The 19,809-nt window shown below is 47.2% G+C and carries 23 protein-coding genes and 1 pseudogene; 10 read left to right on the top strand and 14 right to left on the bottom strand.

Translation table 11 applies throughout. From position 1 onward, the window contains the following. Nucleotide 1: 1 nt before the first annotated feature. From QUA07_RS24730 to QUA07_RS24695, 8 genes are all read right to left on the bottom strand, one after another. The gene (locus QUA07_RS24730; RefSeq protein ID WP_333330429.1) at nucleotides 2-2,107 is read right to left on the bottom strand and encodes a hypothetical protein; all 2,106 of its coding nucleotides are present in this window, start codon (nucleotides 2,105-2,107) and stop codon (nucleotides 2-4) included. Continuing rightward, complete coding sequence (locus QUA07_RS24725) at nucleotides 2,107-2,649, bottom strand: hypothetical protein (RefSeq protein ID WP_333330426.1); 543 nt, start codon at nucleotides 2,647-2,649, stop codon at nucleotides 2,107-2,109. The genes QUA07_RS24730 and QUA07_RS24725 overlap by 1 nt, the downstream gene beginning before the upstream one ends. A 13-nt stretch (nucleotides 2,650-2,662) precedes the next feature. Beyond that, nucleotides 2,663-3,388 carry a hypothetical protein gene (locus tag QUA07_RS24720; protein WP_333330423.1) on the bottom strand — a complete coding sequence of 242 codons (726 nt, stop codon included), beginning with the start codon at nucleotides 3,386-3,388 and terminating at the stop codon, nucleotides 2,663-2,665. A gap of 63 nt (nucleotides 3,389-3,451) precedes the next feature. Beyond that, nucleotides 3,452-3,925 (bottom strand): hypothetical protein, encoded by a 474-nt coding sequence (locus QUA07_RS24715; protein ID WP_333330420.1) that lies wholly within the window; start codon nucleotides 3,923-3,925, stop codon nucleotides 3,452-3,454. Beyond that, nucleotides 3,922-4,149: a hypothetical protein gene (locus tag QUA07_RS24710; protein WP_333330481.1), complete on the bottom strand. Its 228-nt coding sequence runs from the start codon at nucleotides 4,147-4,149 to the stop codon at nucleotides 3,922-3,924. Before QUA07_RS24710 ends, QUA07_RS24715 begins: the two co-directional genes overlap by 4 nt. Continuing rightward, nucleotides 4,149-4,355 carry a hypothetical protein gene (locus tag QUA07_RS24705; protein ID WP_333330417.1) on the bottom strand — a complete coding sequence of 69 codons (207 nt, stop codon included), beginning with the start codon at nucleotides 4,353-4,355 and terminating at the stop codon, nucleotides 4,149-4,151. Before QUA07_RS24705 ends, QUA07_RS24710 begins: the two co-directional genes overlap by 1 nt. Before the next feature lie 4 nt (nucleotides 4,356-4,359). Further along, nucleotides 4,360-4,596 (bottom strand): hypothetical protein, encoded by a 237-nt coding sequence (locus QUA07_RS24700; protein ID WP_333330414.1) that lies wholly within the window; start codon nucleotides 4,594-4,596, stop codon nucleotides 4,360-4,362. Nucleotide 4,597: 1 nt separating this feature from the next. Continuing rightward, the gene (locus QUA07_RS24695) at nucleotides 4,598-5,581 is read right to left on the bottom strand and encodes a ParM/StbA family protein (protein WP_333330411.1); all 984 of its coding nucleotides are present in this window, start codon (nucleotides 5,579-5,581) and stop codon (nucleotides 4,598-4,600) included. 233 nt (nucleotides 5,582-5,814) lie between these two features. Between QUA07_RS24695 and QUA07_RS24690 the strand changes: the two genes are divergently transcribed. From QUA07_RS24690 to QUA07_RS24665, 6 genes are all read left to right on the top strand, one after another. Beyond that, a complete protein-coding gene (locus QUA07_RS24690; protein ID WP_333330409.1) occupies nucleotides 5,815-6,060 on the top strand; it encodes a hypothetical protein in 246 nt (81 codons plus the stop codon). A gap of 88 nt (nucleotides 6,061-6,148) precedes the next feature. Then, nucleotides 6,149-6,490, top strand: a complete 342-nt coding sequence (locus QUA07_RS24685; protein ID WP_333330406.1) for a hypothetical protein — start codon at nucleotides 6,149-6,151, stop codon at nucleotides 6,488-6,490. Between the two features lie 516 nt (nucleotides 6,491-7,006). Further along, the gene (locus QUA07_RS24680; protein ID WP_333330403.1) at nucleotides 7,007-7,213 is read left to right on the top strand and encodes a ribbon-helix-helix domain-containing protein; all 207 of its coding nucleotides are present in this window, start codon (nucleotides 7,007-7,009) and stop codon (nucleotides 7,211-7,213) included. A gap of 367 nt (nucleotides 7,214-7,580) precedes the next feature. After that, nucleotides 7,581-10,424, top strand: coding sequence for a DUF3854 domain-containing protein (locus tag QUA07_RS24675; RefSeq protein ID WP_333330398.1), 2,844 nt, complete (start codon nucleotides 7,581-7,583; stop codon nucleotides 10,422-10,424). Then, the gene (locus tag QUA07_RS24670) at nucleotides 10,418-10,627 is read left to right on the top strand and encodes a hypothetical protein (protein WP_333330395.1); all 210 of its coding nucleotides are present in this window, start codon (nucleotides 10,418-10,420) and stop codon (nucleotides 10,625-10,627) included. Before QUA07_RS24675 ends, QUA07_RS24670 begins: the two co-directional genes overlap by 7 nt. A gap of 112 nt (nucleotides 10,628-10,739) precedes the next feature. Continuing rightward, nucleotides 10,740-10,907, top strand: a complete 168-nt coding sequence (locus QUA07_RS24665) for a hypothetical protein (RefSeq protein ID WP_333330393.1) — start codon at nucleotides 10,740-10,742, stop codon at nucleotides 10,905-10,907. 571 nt (nucleotides 10,908-11,478) lie between these two features. Here the strand turns inward: QUA07_RS24665 and QUA07_RS24660 are convergent. From QUA07_RS24660 to QUA07_RS24650, 3 genes are all read right to left on the bottom strand, one after another. Further along, entirely contained in the window at nucleotides 11,479-11,619 is a 141-nt protein-coding gene (locus QUA07_RS24660; RefSeq protein ID WP_333330390.1) for a hypothetical protein, read from the bottom strand. A gap of 121 nt (nucleotides 11,620-11,740) precedes the next feature. After that, nucleotides 11,741-11,878, bottom strand: coding sequence for a hypothetical protein (locus QUA07_RS24655; protein ID WP_333330387.1), 138 nt, complete (start codon nucleotides 11,876-11,878; stop codon nucleotides 11,741-11,743). Nucleotides 11,879-12,021: 143 nt separating this feature from the next. Further along, entirely contained in the window at nucleotides 12,022-12,927 is a 906-nt protein-coding gene (locus QUA07_RS24650) for a GUN4 domain-containing protein (protein WP_333330385.1), read from the bottom strand. Nucleotides 12,928-13,181: 254 nt separating this feature from the next. On the opposite strand from QUA07_RS24650, the gene QUA07_RS24645 reads away from it, so the two are divergent. Further along, entirely contained in the window at nucleotides 13,182-13,457 is a 276-nt protein-coding gene (locus QUA07_RS24645; RefSeq protein WP_333330382.1) for a hypothetical protein, read from the top strand. Between the two features lie 393 nt (nucleotides 13,458-13,850). Here QUA07_RS24645 and QUA07_RS24640 read toward each other — a convergent pair whose 3' ends face one another. Then, nucleotides 13,851-14,246 (bottom strand): hypothetical protein, encoded by a 396-nt coding sequence (locus QUA07_RS24640; protein ID WP_333330379.1) that lies wholly within the window; start codon nucleotides 14,244-14,246, stop codon nucleotides 13,851-13,853. 680 nt (nucleotides 14,247-14,926) lie between these two features. Here QUA07_RS24640 and QUA07_RS24635 point away from each other — a divergent pair. The 3 genes from QUA07_RS24635 to QUA07_RS24625 all read left to right on the top strand — a co-directional run bounded on the left by QUA07_RS24635 (nucleotide 14,927) and on the right by QUA07_RS24625 (nucleotide 17,495). Next, nucleotides 14,927-15,139, top strand: coding sequence for a hypothetical protein (locus QUA07_RS24635; protein ID WP_333330377.1), 213 nt, complete (start codon nucleotides 14,927-14,929; stop codon nucleotides 15,137-15,139). 56 nt (nucleotides 15,140-15,195) lie between these two features. Then, nucleotides 15,196-15,522 carry a hypothetical protein gene (locus tag QUA07_RS24630; protein WP_333330374.1) on the top strand — a complete coding sequence of 109 codons (327 nt, stop codon included), beginning with the start codon at nucleotides 15,196-15,198 and terminating at the stop codon, nucleotides 15,520-15,522. 122 nt (nucleotides 15,523-15,644) lie between these two features. Beyond that, nucleotides 15,645-17,495: a hypothetical protein gene (locus tag QUA07_RS24625; protein WP_333330372.1), complete on the top strand. Its 1,851-nt coding sequence runs from the start codon at nucleotides 15,645-15,647 to the stop codon at nucleotides 17,493-17,495. Nucleotides 17,496-18,045: 550 nt separating this feature from the next. Here QUA07_RS24625 and QUA07_RS24620 read toward each other — a convergent pair. After that, nucleotides 18,046-18,552 (bottom strand): annotated as a pseudogene (locus QUA07_RS24620) (peptide chain release factor 3); the annotation flags it as partial. Nucleotides 18,553-19,081: 529 nt separating this feature from the next. Continuing rightward, a partial coding sequence (locus QUA07_RS24615; protein WP_333330369.1) for a WD40 repeat domain-containing protein occupies nucleotides 19,082-19,809 on the bottom strand: 728 nt, incomplete at its 5' end.

Here is a 19,809-nt window from a genome sequence, read left to right as displayed (position 1 = left end):
GTTACTCCTTTTCACTTTGTAAGAATTCTTGAATCTGTGGTAACTGTGCAATTTCGCTATCATCGTAATTCTCAATCAGCCACACGAGCAGTGTTTTCCCGTGCTGTGAATAACTGCGAGTTGCATGACCTTTTTTCTCGCCACATTTCAGGATTGACCTAATAATATCTCTAGGTTTTTGCCCTTGTTTCGCAGCCTCTGACACTGACAGAAATAATTGCTCAGGAGGCAGGTTAGGGTACATTTGCGCGAACCGTCGGACAGTCCACGTAAACCGGGCTGTTTCGCCTGACTCCTTATCCGCAAAAGCTTCCAGCTCTCCTGACAAGGCTTCCAGCTCTCCTGACTGACCCTCATTTCCTGACAACTCGCTGTCATCGTCCTGACTGTCAGACGGCTTTTTATCGCCCAAATTGAACTCCAAATCGTAAATCCGCTCCCAGTATTCAGCGTCAGGTAGTTGTGGTTTTTGGGAGCTTTTGTGTGCCTCAGATGACCTGTCAAAAGCATTATCAATCCATGGTTCGCTCAAGTCAATTTTGGGCATCAGACCTAATACTGGATTGCCAATTGTAGAAAAGATAATTGGAGTTTGCTCGGTCATTGAGTCAGGGATTAACAAGCTCAATTCCGCTGTTAGTCTATCCCGTGTTTCCTTGCTGGCAATTACATTTGAGTTGTTGAGCATTTGCTCAATTACACCATAAGACCCTTGTTCCTCGCCGTCGCTTGTAGTGCGTACCAAACCTTGCGCCAATAACGCTAAGTTAAGGCGAATATTTGAGTCAGCAACCCCACTAGATGCGATGTTGAAAGTTTGAGTACAAATGAAGTAGCCGACATTATACTGACCCCCAACGGTGGCTATACTTCCCAGCTTAGAAGCCTTGTCTTCCCAGATAGCAGCATTTCTCTTTTGAGACAGGCATTGGTGAGTCGCAAACCAATCTTCGAGGATTAATTTAATTGGGCGATTGCGGTATGTTTCTTCGGTCGCTGGCTTCGATTTTCGACTCTGCAATTTCTCGTATACTTCATCCAGAAACTTCATTGATTGCTCTGGGAGTAGCGGGTCAAATATCATAATTCGGCTGCGAGGAACGCCGGGAAAATCTTCGTATTTTTGGGCGATGACGTAGATTTCAGCCTGCGGAAAGCGCGTCTTTGTGTCCCGCAGCCACTTGTGTAGAGTGCGGGTTTTCCCGGTGCGAGTCGGGCCTGCCAGAAAGATTGAGGTATTGATTCCCGCTAACGAATTCAAAACTTTGGCTGCTATTTGCCGAGCTATCTCAAGGTTAGAGTTTGGCTCAATCACTCGTGCCGAACCAGATTCTACTTTGTCGCCAGGGTTGTTGATACCGTCAAATGTTTGTGTCCCGGTCAACTGAAACTGAAAGGGAGTTTTTTGGTTCCGCAAAAAGGCAATATATTCTCGCTTTTTGTCTTCTGGCAAACCCGCAGTTTCAGCCTCAAAAACTGCTTCCTCAGCTTCCATTTGAGCAATGCGGATGTCGGCTTCACCCAAAACTTCACACTGCTTGAGAACCACAGCGCAATCGTTGGCAGTGGCTTCCACATCGCCCTCAGCCTGCACTTCTTTAATCCTCATGGTGCGGTAATCTTCCAGCAACTCGGTACGAGCAGCCAGTTGACCTTTTGCCAAGTCCCGCTTCTCTACCAGAATTTCATAGTTTGCAAGCTGTCGCTCGGAGTTTTGCAGGCTTCTCAAGCCAACACCTGCAACACCAAAACTGCCAGCAGAAAGTAGCATCCACAATGCTTTATGTGGATTGGTTGCAGGTGTTGTGTTGCGGAAAACTACCTCACCGGGGACGCCGTTTGCTTTCCACTGCTGTGCGTGGTACTCGGTCATGATGTAGGGTTTGCCTGCCTTGTCAGCGCATTGCAGTGCTTGTTTGTTGTTACGGATGCAAACTTGTACCGTATCGCTTGCCGTCCCTTTGAGCGCGTTTATGCCGCCATATACTCCCAGTACGAGTGCCAGAGCAACTGCCGACAACTTACCCGCAATTGGGAGTCCTTCAAAAGTCAGCAGCAGCGCACGATTAGATTTAAGCAATAGAGCGTGTTTGGTTGTCAGAGCCATTACTTGTTTGCTCCTTTGACTTTGAAGATTAGGCAAAAAACGATGGCGACAAGCGCAACTGATGGCAAGTAGTCAAAGTTGTTGGGAGTGGGTTTTCTCGCCGTTTGGATTTCTTTAATTCCTGTCGCTAGACGTGTTTTTGCATCACTTGCTTGCTGCAATTCAGCTATTGGTTCGGCAAGGCTGGCAACCATGCCAATAGTCACTCCGAGGCCGACAATTGCAGTAGGCAAGCGATGCTGCGATTGCCCGGTGAGTTTGGCTGCTAAATAAATTTGATAGATGCCAATTGCAACAATTGACCCGCCGGCGACTTGCATCGAATGGAACATAAAAACCACTGCTGAACCAAGCGCTGTGGGTGTGATGACTTCACAGAAATTAGCAGCGTCCCGGTAGTGGCGCTCGGCGTTGGTTTCCTCTGGTTGCGGTTGGTCAATTGTTGGTGCTGCTGTAACTTGATATTGCTGTTGTTGTTGCTGTTTTTGTTGGCCCCCTCCCATAAAAGAAAGGGGACTTGCCCCGATAAAACCTTCGTGCATAGTCCCCTCTCTTTTAACGGTTGTTGAAATTCATTACATTCGCAAACCAGCCCCCAAATCCTCTAGGCGTACCAGTTGCCGACACGCTGGCGCTGTTGTTGCTGGCAGATCCAATAGTCACTGGCACTTTCTCCTGAATCCCTTTATCCGAGCCGACTGTTGCGCGACTGAGCAGCTTCTGTCGGCGTTCTCGGAGCGATTCTTGGATGGTTTGACGCTTTTCCGCCACCTCACCCCTGTTTGCGATAGCTTCCATCTTGTTCTCGTGTCGCCACAGCTCGGCCTGTAAGTCACCTGTAAGTTCGGAAGCAATCTCGGCTAGTCCGTGCTGTCGCTTGGTTTCAATCTTGAGCATCGCTGCTCGGTCTTTGGCATCTAATTGCTCCATCTCCGAGCCGAATTCCGCATTGAGCTTGCGGATTTTAGCGATGGCATTCCCGACTTTGGAGCCGAATTTCTTCCGAATTTCCGTCCAAGTAACCTGTCCATCAGCGATTTTTCCCAGCGCTTCCAGATAGGTTTCAGCATTATCCAAAAACGGCTCCAAAACTAGGGCAAGCTGTTCGGCGTTAGCAGCTTTATCTGCCATCGCTTCAAGCTTCGTGACATCCGACAAGTACGAAAGAATGTCAGCCTCTGTGTCAGCCCAATCTCCCGCTTTTTCGTCAACATAGGGGCTGTGTCCGGCTGCGGGATTGCGTATCGCTATGCTACTGCTGTCGTTGCGTCCAAAATCCATAGTACAATCTCCTTAGATAGAACTCTCCCAGCGCAAGCTAGGAGAGGTTTACAGGCCGGCGGGTTACTTGTCCAGAGCGTCCCGTCGGTTTGTCATTTGGTTGAGTCGGTCACTTAGTCGATCGCTCGCAGGATGCCCGATATCTGGCAAAAATTCGCCCCGCCGCCAACTGTCTCCGAGTTCGATCGCCGTTCCAAAATCAAGACCCAGCAATACATATTGGCACTCAGGGAAGTCCATCTCGGAGTCAGGCTCAGCCTCGGCTTGATACTGGTAGCCGATCGCGAAACTATCAACAGCTTGCCGTTGCTCCGGGGTTAGAGTGCCGTCTGGACTGAGATTCTCGAACATATCTAAATGGGATGCCAGCCGATACCGAGAATCGTCGCCATAAACGGGAATGCGATCGATATGGCGCTTGATGTAGTCAGGCTCGATTGTCTGGAAGGTGGGGGCGTCGTCGGTGTCAGTGTCGGTGTCGGTGTCTTCCCAGAAGTCGGAGAGGTCGATCGGGGTTAAATCTTCATCGGTTATCATCTTTTTTCCTCCTGTTTGGTTACACTTCCAGCATCGTTTGAATTCAAATTAATGCTGTTGTTAATTGTGACGTTTCCGTGAATAATTGTCGGCTCCGGGACTCGTTTTGCTCCAGACTGATAGCCTGTGTCGTAACCGACTGCAAAAATTAGAGTGCCAGCCACAAGCGCACCGCCAATCATTATCTTGGTTGCACTTTTCTCGAAGTTATCATCATCAAGCATCACTGAACTTCCTCCGATTTAACGTCGATCGCCTCACAGTCCTTAGATAAATCCTTGCGCTGAGGGGTTGGCGTTGAGTGATTGATAACCGTGCCTGCAATGAAATCTCCCTCAATCTTTTCGACGTAATTACCGCCCTGAGTATTGATGACCCGCTTACCGGGTTTGCCATCTTCAAAAACAACGCCGTTGATGATGCGTACCATTTGATTAAAACTCCAATTGTGTGAACGGTTCGGGTGCTGTTGATGTTTCTGCAATCGGCTGAGCAATTGCTGGTGCAGATGGTAGTGAATTGTCAATCTGCCAAGTGCTTTTTAGGTGATTGCCGTATCGTGAAAGCAACAGGGTAATTAATGTGGAATAATCGGCAACCCCAGTCACATTAAGTAGTTCATCAGCGAGTGGTACAAATTTTGTGGGCATGACTGCCCGAATTTGAGCCATATTAATTACCCTCCTTTTGTAAACCGTACAGATTAAAAAATTGGGGTTTTGGCGCAACTTTAAAGCGCCCCTTGGATGCCTCACACATGGACTGCAAGAGGCTGGCAGAACCGCCAATAATTACCAACTCACCCAAACTAGGCAAATACTTCGCCCAATTCGACTTGAGCTTGGTGCGAATATCTAAAATCCAGGCATCGCGGACAGCGACAAACTCCTGAGAGAAATCAATGTCAGTGCTGCCGTATTTGCAATGACCTGCTGCGACTGCATCCATGATTAAGCCAGCATCTGCGGTACTGCCAAGTCGGGGCAAGATTGCGGCCGCTATCCGTTGGGCAACGTAAGACGTTCCCGGTAAGACGATATCAGCGTCCCGCAGAAGAGCACCGCCGGGTGCAAAAAGACGGGCGATCGCAGTTCCACCGCCGATATCAAGGATGCCGTTCGGGTTTTGGGGATACCGCCACATCTGGCGGCTGAGCGCAAAGTCATAAGCCCCACGGCACTCGTCAACCGCAACAACAGAGCGAATTGTTGACAAGCATTCATGACCGTTGACAGAAAATTCGATCGTGGTTTCTAACTGTTTCAACTTGGCGATCGTCTGCTGATTCCGGCTGTCAGGGGTAGGAATTACCAAGCGCTCAATCCGCTGGGGACTGTCCGAAGCAAGCGCGGGCAAAATCAGCAAGTGTGCCAACTCTGCTTTACCACCTTCAAAAGCAGGCAGACCGCCCATTAGTTGAGCAAGTCTGCCGACTAGGTAACGGCGGCCAGAAAATTCGATTTCGTAACTGTGGGCATCACTTCCGCCCTCTTCCCAGTCGGCTAATTCCTTAACGTAAGACGGAATTGACCGCACTGTCTGACACTCAATCCATTTTGTAAAACGATTGCCTGGGTCGATTGCCAGTTGTGTCCGCACTGCGGCGCGGTGTTGTTGAATTCCGCCAGATGTGGCGGGCCTATATTCAGTTTGCATGGTTCAGTTTGTGCCATATGGCGTAAGGGTCTGGGGCGCTTTTAGAGCCAGTTTTCGGGCAACCTCGCGGGGATGTACGGCGAACCGTTTTGCGTCCGTGGCTGGCTCTGTTGCGTCTATGAGTGCTATACTAATCTACAAGTACATCACTTGTCAAGAGTGATGTACCCTTACACAAATGGGAGCTGTGGTAGACAATTGCGGATAATGTCGATATAGACATCTGCAAACCAATGGCAACCAAAAGACCGAGAACTACCATCAGTTTCGACTTTGACGAGTATCAAGAATTGAAGGATTGGGCTGATTCTGAATTTCGCACTATCCCGCAACTGGTTCTCGTGTTGGTCAAAAAAGCACTGATAGAGAGAAAGGGAGCCGATCGCGTTGATCGCCCTGACAACACCCAGCCCACAGAAAGCCAACCCGCATCAGCAGCAAAAACCAAGCAGGGCAAGGGAAATAAAGAAGCTAGTTAATGTCTCGCAACCGTCTAGCATTAAATTTTCACAATTCAACCCCAACCCTACCGACTGCCATTCCTTGACCTTTATTACAAAGAAGTAAATGAACAGTTCCAATGAGCGGCTAGACCGAATAGAAGCAATCCTTGCAACCACAGCCATTCAGCAGCAGGCAAACACCGAGGCTCTGACCCGGCTGGAAGCTCAAACTTCTGCCAACACTACTGCTATCGATCGCCTGACCGAGCGGCTTGACCGACTGACACAACGTTTTGAGGGCTTAACTTCAGCAATTGGGAGCCATCAAGAAGCGCTGAGGCTGATTTCCCAGCAGAACAACGAATGGCGAGAGCAAATGCGAATTATCCAAACAGAAATCCGTGACCTCTGGCAATACCTCAACAACCAGCTTCGCAACCGTGGCAACGGTGGGGGGCAAAACTAAAGTTGCTGCTGATCGAGTTTGGGGGATTTTAGGGGCGAGCAGCTTCTTAACTCTTGACTATACTTTTGAGCTAAATTTCAGAACTTACGCGAACAAGTAATGCTTTAGTTGCCTATACTTCAGTTTTGGATCGAAATTACTCACAAGCAAAGTTACTTCATACGATATATTGAGTAGTTGTAAGTTTTACTATAGTAATCGCAAGTTTTACTATAGTAATTGCAAGTTTTACTATAGTAATCGCAAGTTTTACTATAGTAATCGCAAGTTTTACTATAGTAATTGCAAGTTTTACTATAGTAGTTGTAGGTTTTTGTTGAGTAGCTGTAAGCTTTACTATAGTAGTTGTAGGTTTTTGTTGAGTAGCTTTTAATAGTTGTTACAGAAGGTTATTAAAATGATTGCTAGCCAGTTTTTTTTCTGAAAAAAATTTGCTCGATAGAGGTAGTTCGATTTTGATTGCACTAGCCAAAGCCACAGGCTATAATTTGAGGAGTTGAAGTTGGGAAAGCAGTTATGTTACCATCAGGTCGGAAATTGCGTTGCTCTTTTGCACTGTCGCCAGAATTAATCCAGGCGCTGAATGATTATTCGGCATCTTTTGAAGTGTCGCGATCGGTGTTTGTTGAAGAGGCTTTATGGATTTATCTCGGTCATCTCGACCGACACCTAGAATTAGACGCCAAAAAGCAATTTCAACACGAAGAAACGCTAGCAGCATAAGGCTTCCAGCGTTTCTTTTGTTATCTTAAATAGACTAATACTTTTGTCGTCTGTCCGGGAAGATTGCACGACAAAAGTTAACCACCTATCAGATCGGCATCCTAATAAGAGCGCCGACTGTTTCTATAATGCCACACATTGAAAAAAGAATAAAGCGCCCTTTTGGCGTTATTTTGCCGATTGAGACTGTCTGTAGCGGTTCGCTCGCAGGTTCCCAGAATTCTGAGACTACCCATCGCTTTCATGGCTTCAAAAAGTCTTCAAACCTAGGCTGTGGCTTAATTTTAACACGTTCTCCGCAAAATACGACAACTAACCGTGGATTTTCTGCTGTTGGTTTTGAAGCTGCGATCGGAGGTGGAGTGTAATGGTTGCACAATACATCACCGAAGGGGCCTTACTTCTTTCTCAACTTTCCGCCAAACACAAGAGCCACATTGAGAACCGGGGGCTGTTGAATGACTGGAGTCTCGCCAGTTGCAGAACCGTATCTACGGACGAAGCACCAGTTTACTTGGGTTATCCGGCGAAATCTGGGGGCATCTTGTTTCTGGGTGCAACCACACAATTCCAGTTCAAACCGGACAAGCCTTGGAAGTCAGAGGGCGGTAAAAATGCGCCCAAATACCGATCGCCCCTTGGTGAATACGACGGATTTTTACCAAAACACCCTACAGATCCAAATTACTGGGAGCCAGAAAACCTCAAACACCACTGCTACAACATTAACGGTCATCCCTATCTCTTGATTACCGAGGGAGTATTCAAGGCGATCGCTGGATGCAGTAACAATTTACCGACAATTGCTTTGGTCGGCATCAGCATGGGCTTGACTTCTAAGGCTAGCGACGTGCAGGGTCAACGCTACCTAGTTCCGATTCTAGAGAAATTTGCCCGTGCCGGCTTTGGATTTATCATTGCCTTCGATGCGGACGCCGCAACCAACCCAAACATCGTCTGGGAGCAACGGAAACTCGGCCACCAGTTGCTTAAGTTTGGCGTTCCCGTTCGCAGCATCACTGCACAATGGGAGCCAGGTACTGAGGGAGAAACCAAAGGTATGGATGATTTTATCCAAAGAAGAGGGATAGAGGAATTCAGGCAAATTCTGGCAAAATCAGTCAGCTTTGAGGAATGGGAGAGAAATCTTGAGGGTGGAGACGACTCCGAAGGTAAGAGGAAAAAAGAAGCGCCCCCTCCACAAGTATTAGGGGCCGAACTTGCTGAGGATTTGCGCGATCAGCTTTGTTACTCTGATGAGCACAAATCTTGGATGAAGTACGAGCTTCGGCATAAAGGAGTTTGGACGGCGGTGAACGACGATTATGTCCTCAGCGCCATAGATACCATGTGTCAGGCGCGGGGGTTTGATCCGCACAACGCCTACTGCACAAATGTCCTAGGTTCACTCAAAAGAAAATTATTCGAGCTTGATTGGTTGGAGCGACCCTCACACGAATTATTGCCCTTTGAAGATGGGGTGCTAGAAGTTGAAAACAACCAATGGCAAGAACACGCCCCCGGTTTCCGGCTAACTTGGTCACTGCCTCGTCCATTTCGAGGTAGCGCCGTTAAGATTGGTTGGTTCAAAATTGAGGCTTGGTTGGATCAGGCTACCAACGGTAGTCAGAACAAAAAAGACATACTTTTAGCTTTTATCGCTGCCAGCTTGCGCGGTATGTCGGATTTGCAGAAATTTCTAATGCTAACTGGCCCCGGCGGGACTGGGAAAGGTCTATACACTCGCCTAATCACGATGGTGGTAGGAGAACGAAACACCTGGATCGGGAATCTGGAAGACTTGACCAAAGCAGATAAGGTTGCCGAGTTACAAACTAAGCGACTCGCAGTCTTCGACGATCAAGAGAAGTATACTGGCAACCTTTCAAACTTTCGATCGCTCACCGGCGGAGGTAAAATCAGCGGTCGCCAGTTATATAAGTCGGCTGTTAATTTCCGTTTTTCTGGCCTTGCGCTAATTACTTCCAATCAGCCCTGTTTCCCTGCGAGCGGGCTTTCCTGGTTGAAGCGGCGAATAATTCAAGAAGGATTTGAGTACACCCCAGTCAAGCGGAACCGTCACCTCGAACGAGAATTAGAGCCGGAGCTGAGCGCATTTACCGAATATCTGCTATCAATCCCAGTAACCGAGATTGAACGCATTTTGGGACAAGAAGGAACCGGGATTAATGGCACTTTTTGGGCTGATCGGATGCGGGCTGACCCAATGGCATCTTGGATTAACGATTGCATTATTCACGATGCCGACGCACAGACGGCGATAGGAGCCGATAAAGACGAATGGAAAGACGCTGATTATGTGGCGTCTAAGTCTAGCTTGTTTGGCTCCTACAACAATTACTGTCGCCGAGCTGGGTACAGCGCCAAAGGTAAAAATAATTTCTCAGCAGATTTGGTAGAACTCTGTCGAGAAGTTCTGGACTGGAAAAATATATCAAAGGAGCGATCGGCGACTGGTATGGCAATCAGAGGATTGAGGTTGCGGACAGATACCGACCAAGACATTTTGACTGTAGAAGATTTGTTGATTCAATCCAAGAATGCTGACCCAGGTCAACATGATGTAGACCCAGATGTAGACCTGAAACCATTACCAGATAAGGTTTATGTAGACCATGTAGACCTAAACTCAAAACTTGTAGAAAAAAAAGAATCTGAAACTTTACCGCCGATATCAAGCTCGCTCAAGTCAGTGGCTGATTCAAACATCAACGAAGAGGATAACGAAGACGATTCTGAGAAAGTTACCCCCTCTCAGGTCTACACAGTCAGCACAAAGCATACAGAGCAAAGCATCGAGCCTTTTGATGGTCTACATTCAGGTCTACATCCAGGTCTGCATTCGCAAGGTTCAGGCGATTTACCCTCCTTAACTGTTGAAACTGAGGCGGCACAGTCAGCCCTCCCGATCGCGCCACCAGAATTGGTAGCAGAACAGAAGCCGGAGAGGAAAACTGACGATAAAGTGGTGGCAGAGGAACACCACCAAGAGTTTACAGAAGGCGACCGCGTGCTCATTGTGGACGGCAACAGTCACCACGGACAGAAGGGAAAGGTGATTTATGTTGGCTATGGCGTTAGAGAGATAGATTATCAAATCGAACTCCAGAACCAGGAAGTGATTACAGTGGCGGTTCCTAAAGCCTCACAAATGCCCGTGCTGAAGGCAGAGGGAGGTGAGCCATGTTAGACACCAAGGAACAAGCTCGATCGCCCGTAGTGATTGACCCTGCCACCCATGCCGAGTGTCTTGAGTTCATCCGCGCCACCATTGCCGAAAACGATCGGGAATTCGCCGCCCAAATAGCAGCAGTGATGAAAGATGTCTGCCAGAACGGTCACGCGGATCGAACAAAAATCTGGGATGACCTCTCCGACACTGAACGCCAGTAATTCTAGGAATTAGTCGGCCCTTCACCGATCGCCCGCGAGTTTGCCAAGAGAATCAGAGACGCGATCAGCTACCAGTCCCGTGCTGTGGCTGCTGCTGTTCAGAGCGATTTGAATGATGCAATCGACTCTGGAAAACTCACATCCGCCGATGTTGTGGCAGTTGTCGGCGAGGCAGAACTTTCCCGGTTCAAGCGGATTGCCGAGCGTTGCCCCGTTTTTTGATTCCTTCGTGCTGACACGGAATGAACCAGGCGATCGGTTTGATGCGGTAACTCGATAGCCCCCAGCAGACTTACCTGTTCGCGACTCACACCGTCGAGCGAAGCCGCCCCCACAAAAATTAGCTAATTTTTGTGTGTCCTAAAGTCAGGTATTTGCAGTACAAAATCAGGCGTTTGCTGTCCAAAATCAGGTAAATACAGGTATTTGCAGGGGCTGCATTTTACCTGTATTTACCTGAAAATATCCTGCTTTCCGCCTGCAATTTCCTGCCAAATTACTGCCTTTTTGTGCTGTTCGTGTCTTAACCTGTTGAGGCTGCTTTTGGCTGTTCTCTCTGGGTAGCAAGCAATGTTTTTGTGATCACAAACCTGACTTTTACGTGTAAACAAAAAATAATGCACCCTTATGAATGGGGAATCCTAGGTGTCAAGGAGCTTGATTTTTACCCGATATTCGACTGTGCCGGCTGCTCACATTGCTCCTGCTGTTGTGGCTGCTGTTGTGGCAGCACAGGCATCAATTGCTGCCGTCACACCTGGGCAGCGATCGGCTTGAGCGACAGCTCGATCGCCCACGACGGAGCTCATAGAATCAAACAGGCGATCGGCTACCCATCTCGTGCCGTAGCTTCAGCTATTGAGGAGGATTTTGCGGCGGCCACCGACGCGGGCCTTTCTTGCATCCACCGATGTTTTGGCGATCGTCGGCCAGGTGGAATTTGCCCAGTTCAAACAGCTTGTGAGTTCTCCGGCAACAATTGGAAAAGGCATAAAAGCTAACAACTTCTAACAAAAGCTAATAAGGCCGATCGCCCATAGCTTCTGTCAGTGGTTGCCTCTTCCGTTTCAGAATTGAAGAGGCAACCAGGGGCGAGCACATAATTTTGCATAATTAAGCATAATTTTGCATATTGCTGCTGCTCGATTTTTCGGTGCTGACCACGAAGAAACCAGGGGCGATCGGCTTGTTGGGCAGCCCGATCGCCCCTGGTTTATTCCCCGGTAAATCAATAGGGAATAAGGAAGCCACGATTTCTATAAACGGATAGGCAGGGAAACACTTACGTTAAGTCATTGCTTGAATAATGACGAGTGGAGAAGGAAACACAGACAAGAAAGCTGCATATTGGTAGAGGCTTATTCCGTGAAATATGCAGCTTTATTTATCACTCTTTACCAATCGTTTCTCTCTAAAATTGATTGGGCAAAATCCCTCGTTGCTTTACCTGAGCGGTACCACCAAGATGTATTTAAGGGAAAAGCTGGCAAATGCCCTTTAGGAGCATATTTTAAGTTAAAGTTTAAATCATCATAGGATTTCCAACCAAAAACGCCACCGAATAAACCTGCTTTTCCTCGCCAGCCAATCTTTTCTCCAAAATCTCCTACTTTTTTTGACACATCCGAATAAATTTGTTTTTGCGCCTTAAAACCAAAATGCCCATTACTATTCTGTGACCAAAGTTGATTAATAGTGTGTAAATCATCACGGGGCAATATTCTCAGATTTCCCTCAAAATCACGGTTAGCTATCTTTACTATGATGTCACAGGTTTCTTGGTCTGCTTTTTTCCATTCTCCCACTTTTAGTAAACTACTGAGTCTAGTATAGTCTATGGTCAAAGCCGTATTGATTTCGCTAGAAATCAGAGCAAGGATTCCTTCTTCGGAAGTAGCGTTATCTAAATAATGTTGACTTTGTTCCCTAATTTTATTTATAACTGTTGGCGAAGTTAATGGATTAATATGTTGATTAAGTTTAGCTTCATAGAACTTACAAGCAGCATTTCCTACTGCATAAATCATTAGGGCTTTAGCAGAAGCACTTATTATTTTACTGGGAATCATGCCATACTTTAGCCAGTCTATACCTGCATCAATAGCTCTTTCTCCCAAAAAAGCTGCACCAAAGGCTGTTAAAGCTTCAATTTTTCGTTCGGGATCTTGTAAGTTAAATCCATAAATATCAGCAATCTGATAAACCATTTCTGCAGATAGTTTGGTGATTTCTGGTAAATCGTACTTAGCAATCCCACTGATAACAGCTTCGGCTCTTGGAATTCCTCTAACTAAATCCACTCCAGCCGCTTGTAAGGATTTGTGAACAATAAGAACATGAGCAATTTCATAGGGAGATTTGTCTCGGTAGCTGTGCTTTAGGCTTTTAACAGACGATTCAGATGCAGCAAAATTAATTTCACAAATAGATCCACCAATCCAATTAACTAGACTATTCCAAGCATTTGAATTAGATTCTTGCTTCAGTTGTCGTAGTTGAGGATTAGCATTGACTTCAGTATTTATTTGAATAATTTGTTCGTTGGGTTGTGGCGATGATGTTGTATTGGTCGGCGATAGTGCGGGTGTTGGTGCGGGTGTTGGTACGGGTGTTGGTGCGGGTGTTGGTGCGGGTGTTGGTGCGGGTGTTGGTGCGGGTGTTGGTGCGGGTGTTGGTGCTGGTGGGGGTGTTGGTGCTATTTCTTCTCCTACGAATGCTGATTCTGGAATCCATGTTCCTCGGTTTTCCCCTTCAAGTTGAAAACATATTCGGCGACAATGTACATAGGTGGCTACAGCTAAAACTTCTCCGTTTTTTGGGTGACCATTAATGTAGCAAGTTGTTTGGAAAAATAGGTCTTGAGTTGAAACCATTTTTAATTAAGTAAATAATGATTTTAGAAGTATAACAAAATAGCTATTAAAGGTAATCAGTATATTCGCTGAAGCGTAGATATAACTAGGGCTTGCTGAATCAGTGGTGGAAGTAAACACGGTATGGATTTTGGCTCTTCAATAGTTAGTATGCTAAATCAACAGCTAAGCTAGGAAAGAAAGACAAATGAGGCTAGCAAAGTAATGGGTAGAGTCATTACCGGGATTGACAGAGGGAACTCATTTATTATTAACTATAAACGAAAGCTAGAGGGGTTAGGTGGATTGAACAGCCATGAGAACAAAAAAAGAGATAAAATTTGTAACCCTTGCCGCTCCATCAGGATAGTTCAATATCCTGAGCCATGCCGGGGAACTGTTACAGCTTCATTAAGCTGTTTTTCTCCCAAATCTGAGTAAATAACGCCGAGCCAGGTGAGGGTGAGAACTTCCCCAGAGCGATCACCTACTGCCCGAAGCAGTTTTAATGCTTCTTCAAATTTGACGATCGCACTTCTTTTTGCTTGGGCCGTTCCTTGCTGGTAGAGTTGTAGTCCTTCTTTGGAAGCTTTTTCAGCAGCCTCGCTACTGTTAGTTTGTGCTGTTTGTACGACTTTGCCAACGGGAACGGCTGCTGCCACTGGCTGACTTAACTGAACCGAAAGTGCGATCGACATACCAGCCAAAAACCCTTGAGTGCGATCGAACATAGCCACCCCTTTTGTATTTTTGTTAATCTTACTCACTAGCTCGCTTAGTGTAAAGCCAGGAAGAAGTCAGGGCGATCGAGCTTGAATAAACCTGCCGACAACAGCACTAAGTAAGCTACGCAATGTTGTCAAATAATCCCGAAAAACGTAGCGCTCGGTTGCCGCTAATTACTAGCGCTTGGTTATATCTGTTTTGCGTCAGCTCTCGATTGCTCGCGTTCAAACGAATCGACGCCCACATTACTTAACTTGTTGATAACCCGGCATAAAGAAATCCTCACGTAGGGCTTGAAGTTGCTACAGATTTATCAGAATAAGCTCTTATTTTGACCTAAAGCTTGGAAGGTAGGACGGTACGCCTTGTCTTGTATAGCTGGTGCGGCTCGCTTTGTTATAATAAAGTAAATCCTAAAAAACTGGCGTAACTTTGATTTAGCTCGCTATAATAACTACAGGTCGCTAATTTTTTATAAATTCCAGTGGTTGCTGCTTAACAAACAGTATCCCTACTATCTGAACTTAGCACTCATAACTTTCTTTAAAATTTCGACAATAACCTTGTCTGGCGAGCGTTGGCTTCTTCAACGCTTTACAGCCAATACCTAAATAAAATATCACCCTTGACCAGGAGTTCCCGCGAACTCCTTTTTTTGTGTTTATTTTTACCTCGAATTTAATTGAAAGTTTGTTCACCCCATCAAAAAGGAGCTTTCGACATGGCTAAACCAAAACACAAAAGTATGCGGAATCAGCCAGAGATGTACGACGAAACCAAACGACCTTTCACCCTTAGTCTGACGCCAACAGCCGTCAACATACTGGATTCTCTTGCCAAAATACACGGTATTTCTCGCTCAGAAGTTGTTGAGCAATTTGCTAGAAAACGGGAGCATTTACCAGCTCATTTGCCAACCCAAAGTAACCCTTAGTCAGAAACCCAAACTCTTTGACAATCCAGCCCTTTTTTAGCCTCGCTCATTGAACTATGAATTTTTTTATCCCCAGAACCACACAACTGTATTTTGGCTATCAAGTACAAAAGCCAAAAGAGGCTAATTTGCAAAGGTTAGTTACTACACAAGAGCTAATCTTTGCTAGTTTTAGTCAGCCGATTGGTTGGAGTGTGGTGTCGAGCTTCCACCTTACTAAGCATAGCAAGGTGTTAGCTCTTATGGCTTACCTAAGCTTTTTTAAGGTTATAAATAGCCAAAGACTTATTTATAAACCAAGCGGGTTTTTAAGACAAAAAACCTTGCCATATAAGGCTTACAGCCGACCGCCACCTAGAGGAAAAACTACAGTAAAGTTATGATTTACTGTAGTTTTTGCTATTGTTTGAATTAGAGTCAGTTTCTGAAACCCTCTTTTCAAAGCTTCGTAGCACTTCCACAAGACCTAAACTTGTCCCGTCTTTCTCTACCACCATTTATAAAAATGAAAAAGAACCTCTCTTTGACCGATATTCTCGGTCTTTATGCTACTCACGTTCAGACCCAGCACCCAGCAAAGAAAGCGCAAGAAATTATCTCTCAAACTGAAACGGCTATCAACCGATACACTCTGCCCGGATGGGGCTTGGAGCCTTTCAAAGGTCGCAAGCCCACGCGAGTTGAAATAGACATGGCAACGACCTTTAAAAAAGGTATAAACGTGGAGCAATTCACAACTGCCTTAGAAGCTCAAGAAAAAGCTTTTGAACTACTGCAACCTTCGGATAGTAGTAAGGAGGTTTATAGCTGCCGGCTTAAGGAAATTGTTTCTTGGTCTAGCCAGCAAGGCTGGTGGCCGGGAAATACCTTACCTGAGAAACCTGTTGATTGCTGCGGAGGTCGCCGCCGTCGCGGCTATGGAATTATGGCGAAGACGCTACTGACGAGCCGCTCTGCCTTGCCACCTTACGGCTTGCGAGCAGAACAAGCGTCAGAGAAGTTAAAAGCTGAAACTGAACATTTCTACAAGTTCCGCACGTCAGCCCACTGGCCAGGCCGGTTAGAAGACCCGGTGAAAACCAAAGCCTGCCGTAACCAAATTGGTCTGCTCTTTCACCTGCTGGGCTGGTTCCACCACTACCGGGGAGTGCCGCTGGAGGAGCTGTCTTTGAGTACCTTAATTCCGCCCGTTGAACTCAAGTATGTGGCTGCTAAGGAAGCTGCGGCAGCAATGGCTGCTAAGGTTGGGGATTATGTGGATCGCTGGGTTTGCGAATTCTGCAACTTTTTGATAGAAGAGCGGGGTGCTACAAGCCCCCACACCCGTAAGAATTACCTGTGTGCGCTGCTGGCGGTGGCAAAGTTTCAATACCACAATGAAATCACCTCTAGCGATTACAGAGAAGTATCGGCTGTGGAGGTGCTGCGCCGACGGCTATCACTGGGAACGAAGGAGTTGAAAAACCACGCTCCGGTGGCGGATCTAGATAAGAAGTGGCTGGATTTGACGGAAGTTTGGAAGTTAATTGTCGAACCGCTGCGCTTGGAGTGCCAACCGAAGCTGGCGTGTGGCACTGGGAGGTCTCTGAAGGCGAGTGCTAACAGCTTCCAGCGCTATGTGCTGTGGGGGTGTTTGACCTACACTCCTCCCCGGCGGCAGCAGGAGTTGAGGGAGTTAAAAATGGCTCTTGAGTGTCCGGTGAAGCGACCTGTGGAGGTACCTGCTGACGGTTTGTACCAGCCGCTGCCTACGGGTCGTAACCGCGACCGGAATTGTGGTTATCTGTACAGGACACCGGAGGGCCGCTGGATCAAGGATATGACACCGGAATCTTACAAGACGGGGAAGACTTACGGACACCAGACGTTGGAAATTCCTAACGTGCAGTTTCCTGACGGTAGATGCTTTTACGACTACCTGGAAACCTGGCTGTATGGCTACTATAAAACACCGGACGGGAGTTGGCGCTCTTGCGGGGCTGCTTTCAAACCAGGTTCGCAGGAGGTTGGCCGTTTGTGGCCGGGTCGCTTGCAGTTCGACCCGGTTGGTGAACTGGTTTTCGTGCGGCACAACGGCACGCCTTTTGCTGAGGACAGTATGGCTAGCTACATCAGCACGGCTGCTCATGGCTTGACTGGTCAGCGGTTGACTCCTCATTTGCTGCGGGATATCTTTGCGACTCATTTTTTGGATCAGGGAGCCTCTGACTCGGAAATTGCTTCTCTGGCTTATGCGATGGGTCACAGTCCGCAGATTCTCCGGGCGAATTACGATCGCCGCTGCCCTGCTCAGAAGCACCGCCCGATTCAGTCGGCGGTTCTGGATTTAGTCCAGCAGTCTTTCCATCAAGATTGAACTTCTACTAGCAAACCGTAATTTGCTCTCCCCTGCATAACCGTGCAGGGGTTTTTTTTACTGTTTTTCTGACTTCAATTACAACAGGACTTATGCAAGTCACGCCACACAGGTTTGTTGAGTTCATGCACTTGAGGCATCATATTGCTGGTTAAAAAGGTAGTGGGAAGCCGGGGCGATCGATTATAACGAGAGTGGCAGTTGGGTTCGTGATATTGAAAAGTTTTCTTTTCAATAGCGATCGCTCTCAAAAAAAGAGGCGTTAAGGGGGATTGCCTAACGAGTGGATCTCTTAGGCAGCGTCGGGCGTTTTTTCTCCAATGCTGTCTTACGCTTATTGAGCAAGTGTAAGACACAATTCTTGGCGGTAATACAAGATAGTCGGACATGAGTCAAACAAATAGAAAAACGAGCGTAAGACTCTTCGTGCTTGTATGTCTTATAAAATATCAACCTGCGTCTTACATCCTTGCCATGACTACGGCAATCTTCGGTGGACGACTGGGCTTAATTTCAGCAGCACCAGGTGCAATGGCACGGAGAATGCGACCTAATCCATAGCAGGTGGCAAACCGATGGGGCTGAGTTCGAGTTCCGGTTGATCGGACATCACCTGTTCCACATTCCACTGATTCTTGAACAGTAGCACCGGGCGTTCCCAACGGTGTTTTACCACAACCGTGTTGAACAGTCGTCCGGCTTTTTCCAAAACGTCCCAACCCCCTGTCACCCAAAGCGCGACGGTAAAGGGCAGAGGTTCCCAACGGGTTTCTGCGCCATATTCCTGAGCCAAGCGGAACTGTACCACCTCAAACTGGAGTTATTCCACGGCTGTCAGAATGGGTTCCCGTTTACTCTCATCAGTCAAGTGCAAAATCTGCACTGCTCCCTCTTCCTGAAGCTCTGCAACTCCCTTGTTGAAGTTTTTGTACTGCGTGGGGTCAGCGTTTCTCAAGTAAGCAAACAGTTCAGGAGAGAAGGACGGAATCGGGGGATACACCAACTTTTCACCCGTGTACACCGTATCACCAATGGTAAACGCTCCCGAATTTGTCAGAGCCTCTGCAATCACTCCCGTCGAACCTACTACCGCAATCCCTCCGAGCATTCCAGCCGGGCCACCTAGAAATGCTAGAGCTGCTGTGATTGCAGCCGCTCCTGTTAAACCTGTCGCAGCCATCGTTACTACCAGGATGATACCTGGTCAACCCAAAGCAGCTATTTTTTTGACGAGTTCATCCATTTTATTAACCTTCGCTGTTGCTCTTCTTGCTGATTCGTACAATTTTCCCGTTTGGATGCGGTGATGTTTAATTCCTTAAATCTGAGTATCCCAAAAAAAGTTTGTATAGCCAGCCTTTAGTTGTACTGTACCGAAGCTGTAGTGTTTGTTTTAATGGGGTCTTTCCAAGATGTCTTACGGGGTTGTCTCACAATATCGTAAGAGAATACTGTGAGACACTGGTTTTTTTGTCTTACTACTGAAGCTTTTGGTCTTACATAATAGTCAATTAGTTAGGGATTGTATACAAAAAAGGAAATCAAGTTAGGAAGAAAAGCCAGAAATTGGGGTAAAAACTGTCTTTTTAAGGATCTTTGTATCGCTGACAAGTCTTCTTTGCTTCCCTGGCAACATCGGTTTCAGGTTCAACCAAGACAGAGTGATAGCGGAGTTGGTCACAAGCATTATGCAATAACCCCTCAAACGAAATATCCCCCCACAGCCGCACCGTGGCGTCAGTACCGCCAGAGACAATCTGGGTACCATCTGGACTGAAGGCGACTGAAGTGACCCATGCCTGATGCCCTAGCAAAGGCTTGCCAATCGGCTGTCCGGTTTTGGTATCCCACAGTCGCACCGTCTCGTCCAAACTACCAGAGACAATCTTGGTGCCATCCCCACTGAAGGCGACTGAATTGACCGGACCCTGATGCCCCAGCAAAGGCTTGCCAATCGGCTGTCCGGTTTTGGCATCCCACAGCCGCAATGTCTTGTCGTAACTGCCAGAGACAATCTTGGTGCCATCCGGACTGAAGGCGACTGAATAGACCGATGCCTGATGCCCTAGCAAAGGCTTGCCAATCGGCTGTCCGGTTTTGGCATCCCACAGTCGCACCGTACTGTCAGCACCGCCAGAGACAATCTTGGTGCCATCAGGACTGAAGGCGACTGATCTGACTGGATGCCCCAGCAAAGGCTTGCCAATCGGCTTGAGGGTTTTGGCATCCCACAGCCCCACCGTACTGTCAGCACCGCCAGAGACAATCTTGGTGCCATCAGGACTGAAGGCGACTGATCTGACTGGATGCCCCA

The organism is Microcoleus sp. T3_A4 (genome assembly GCF_036700465.1).
GTDB lineage: Bacteria > Cyanobacteriota > Cyanobacteriia > Cyanobacteriales > Microcoleaceae > Microcoleus.
This window is presented reverse-complemented; position numbering and strand designations above follow the sequence as displayed.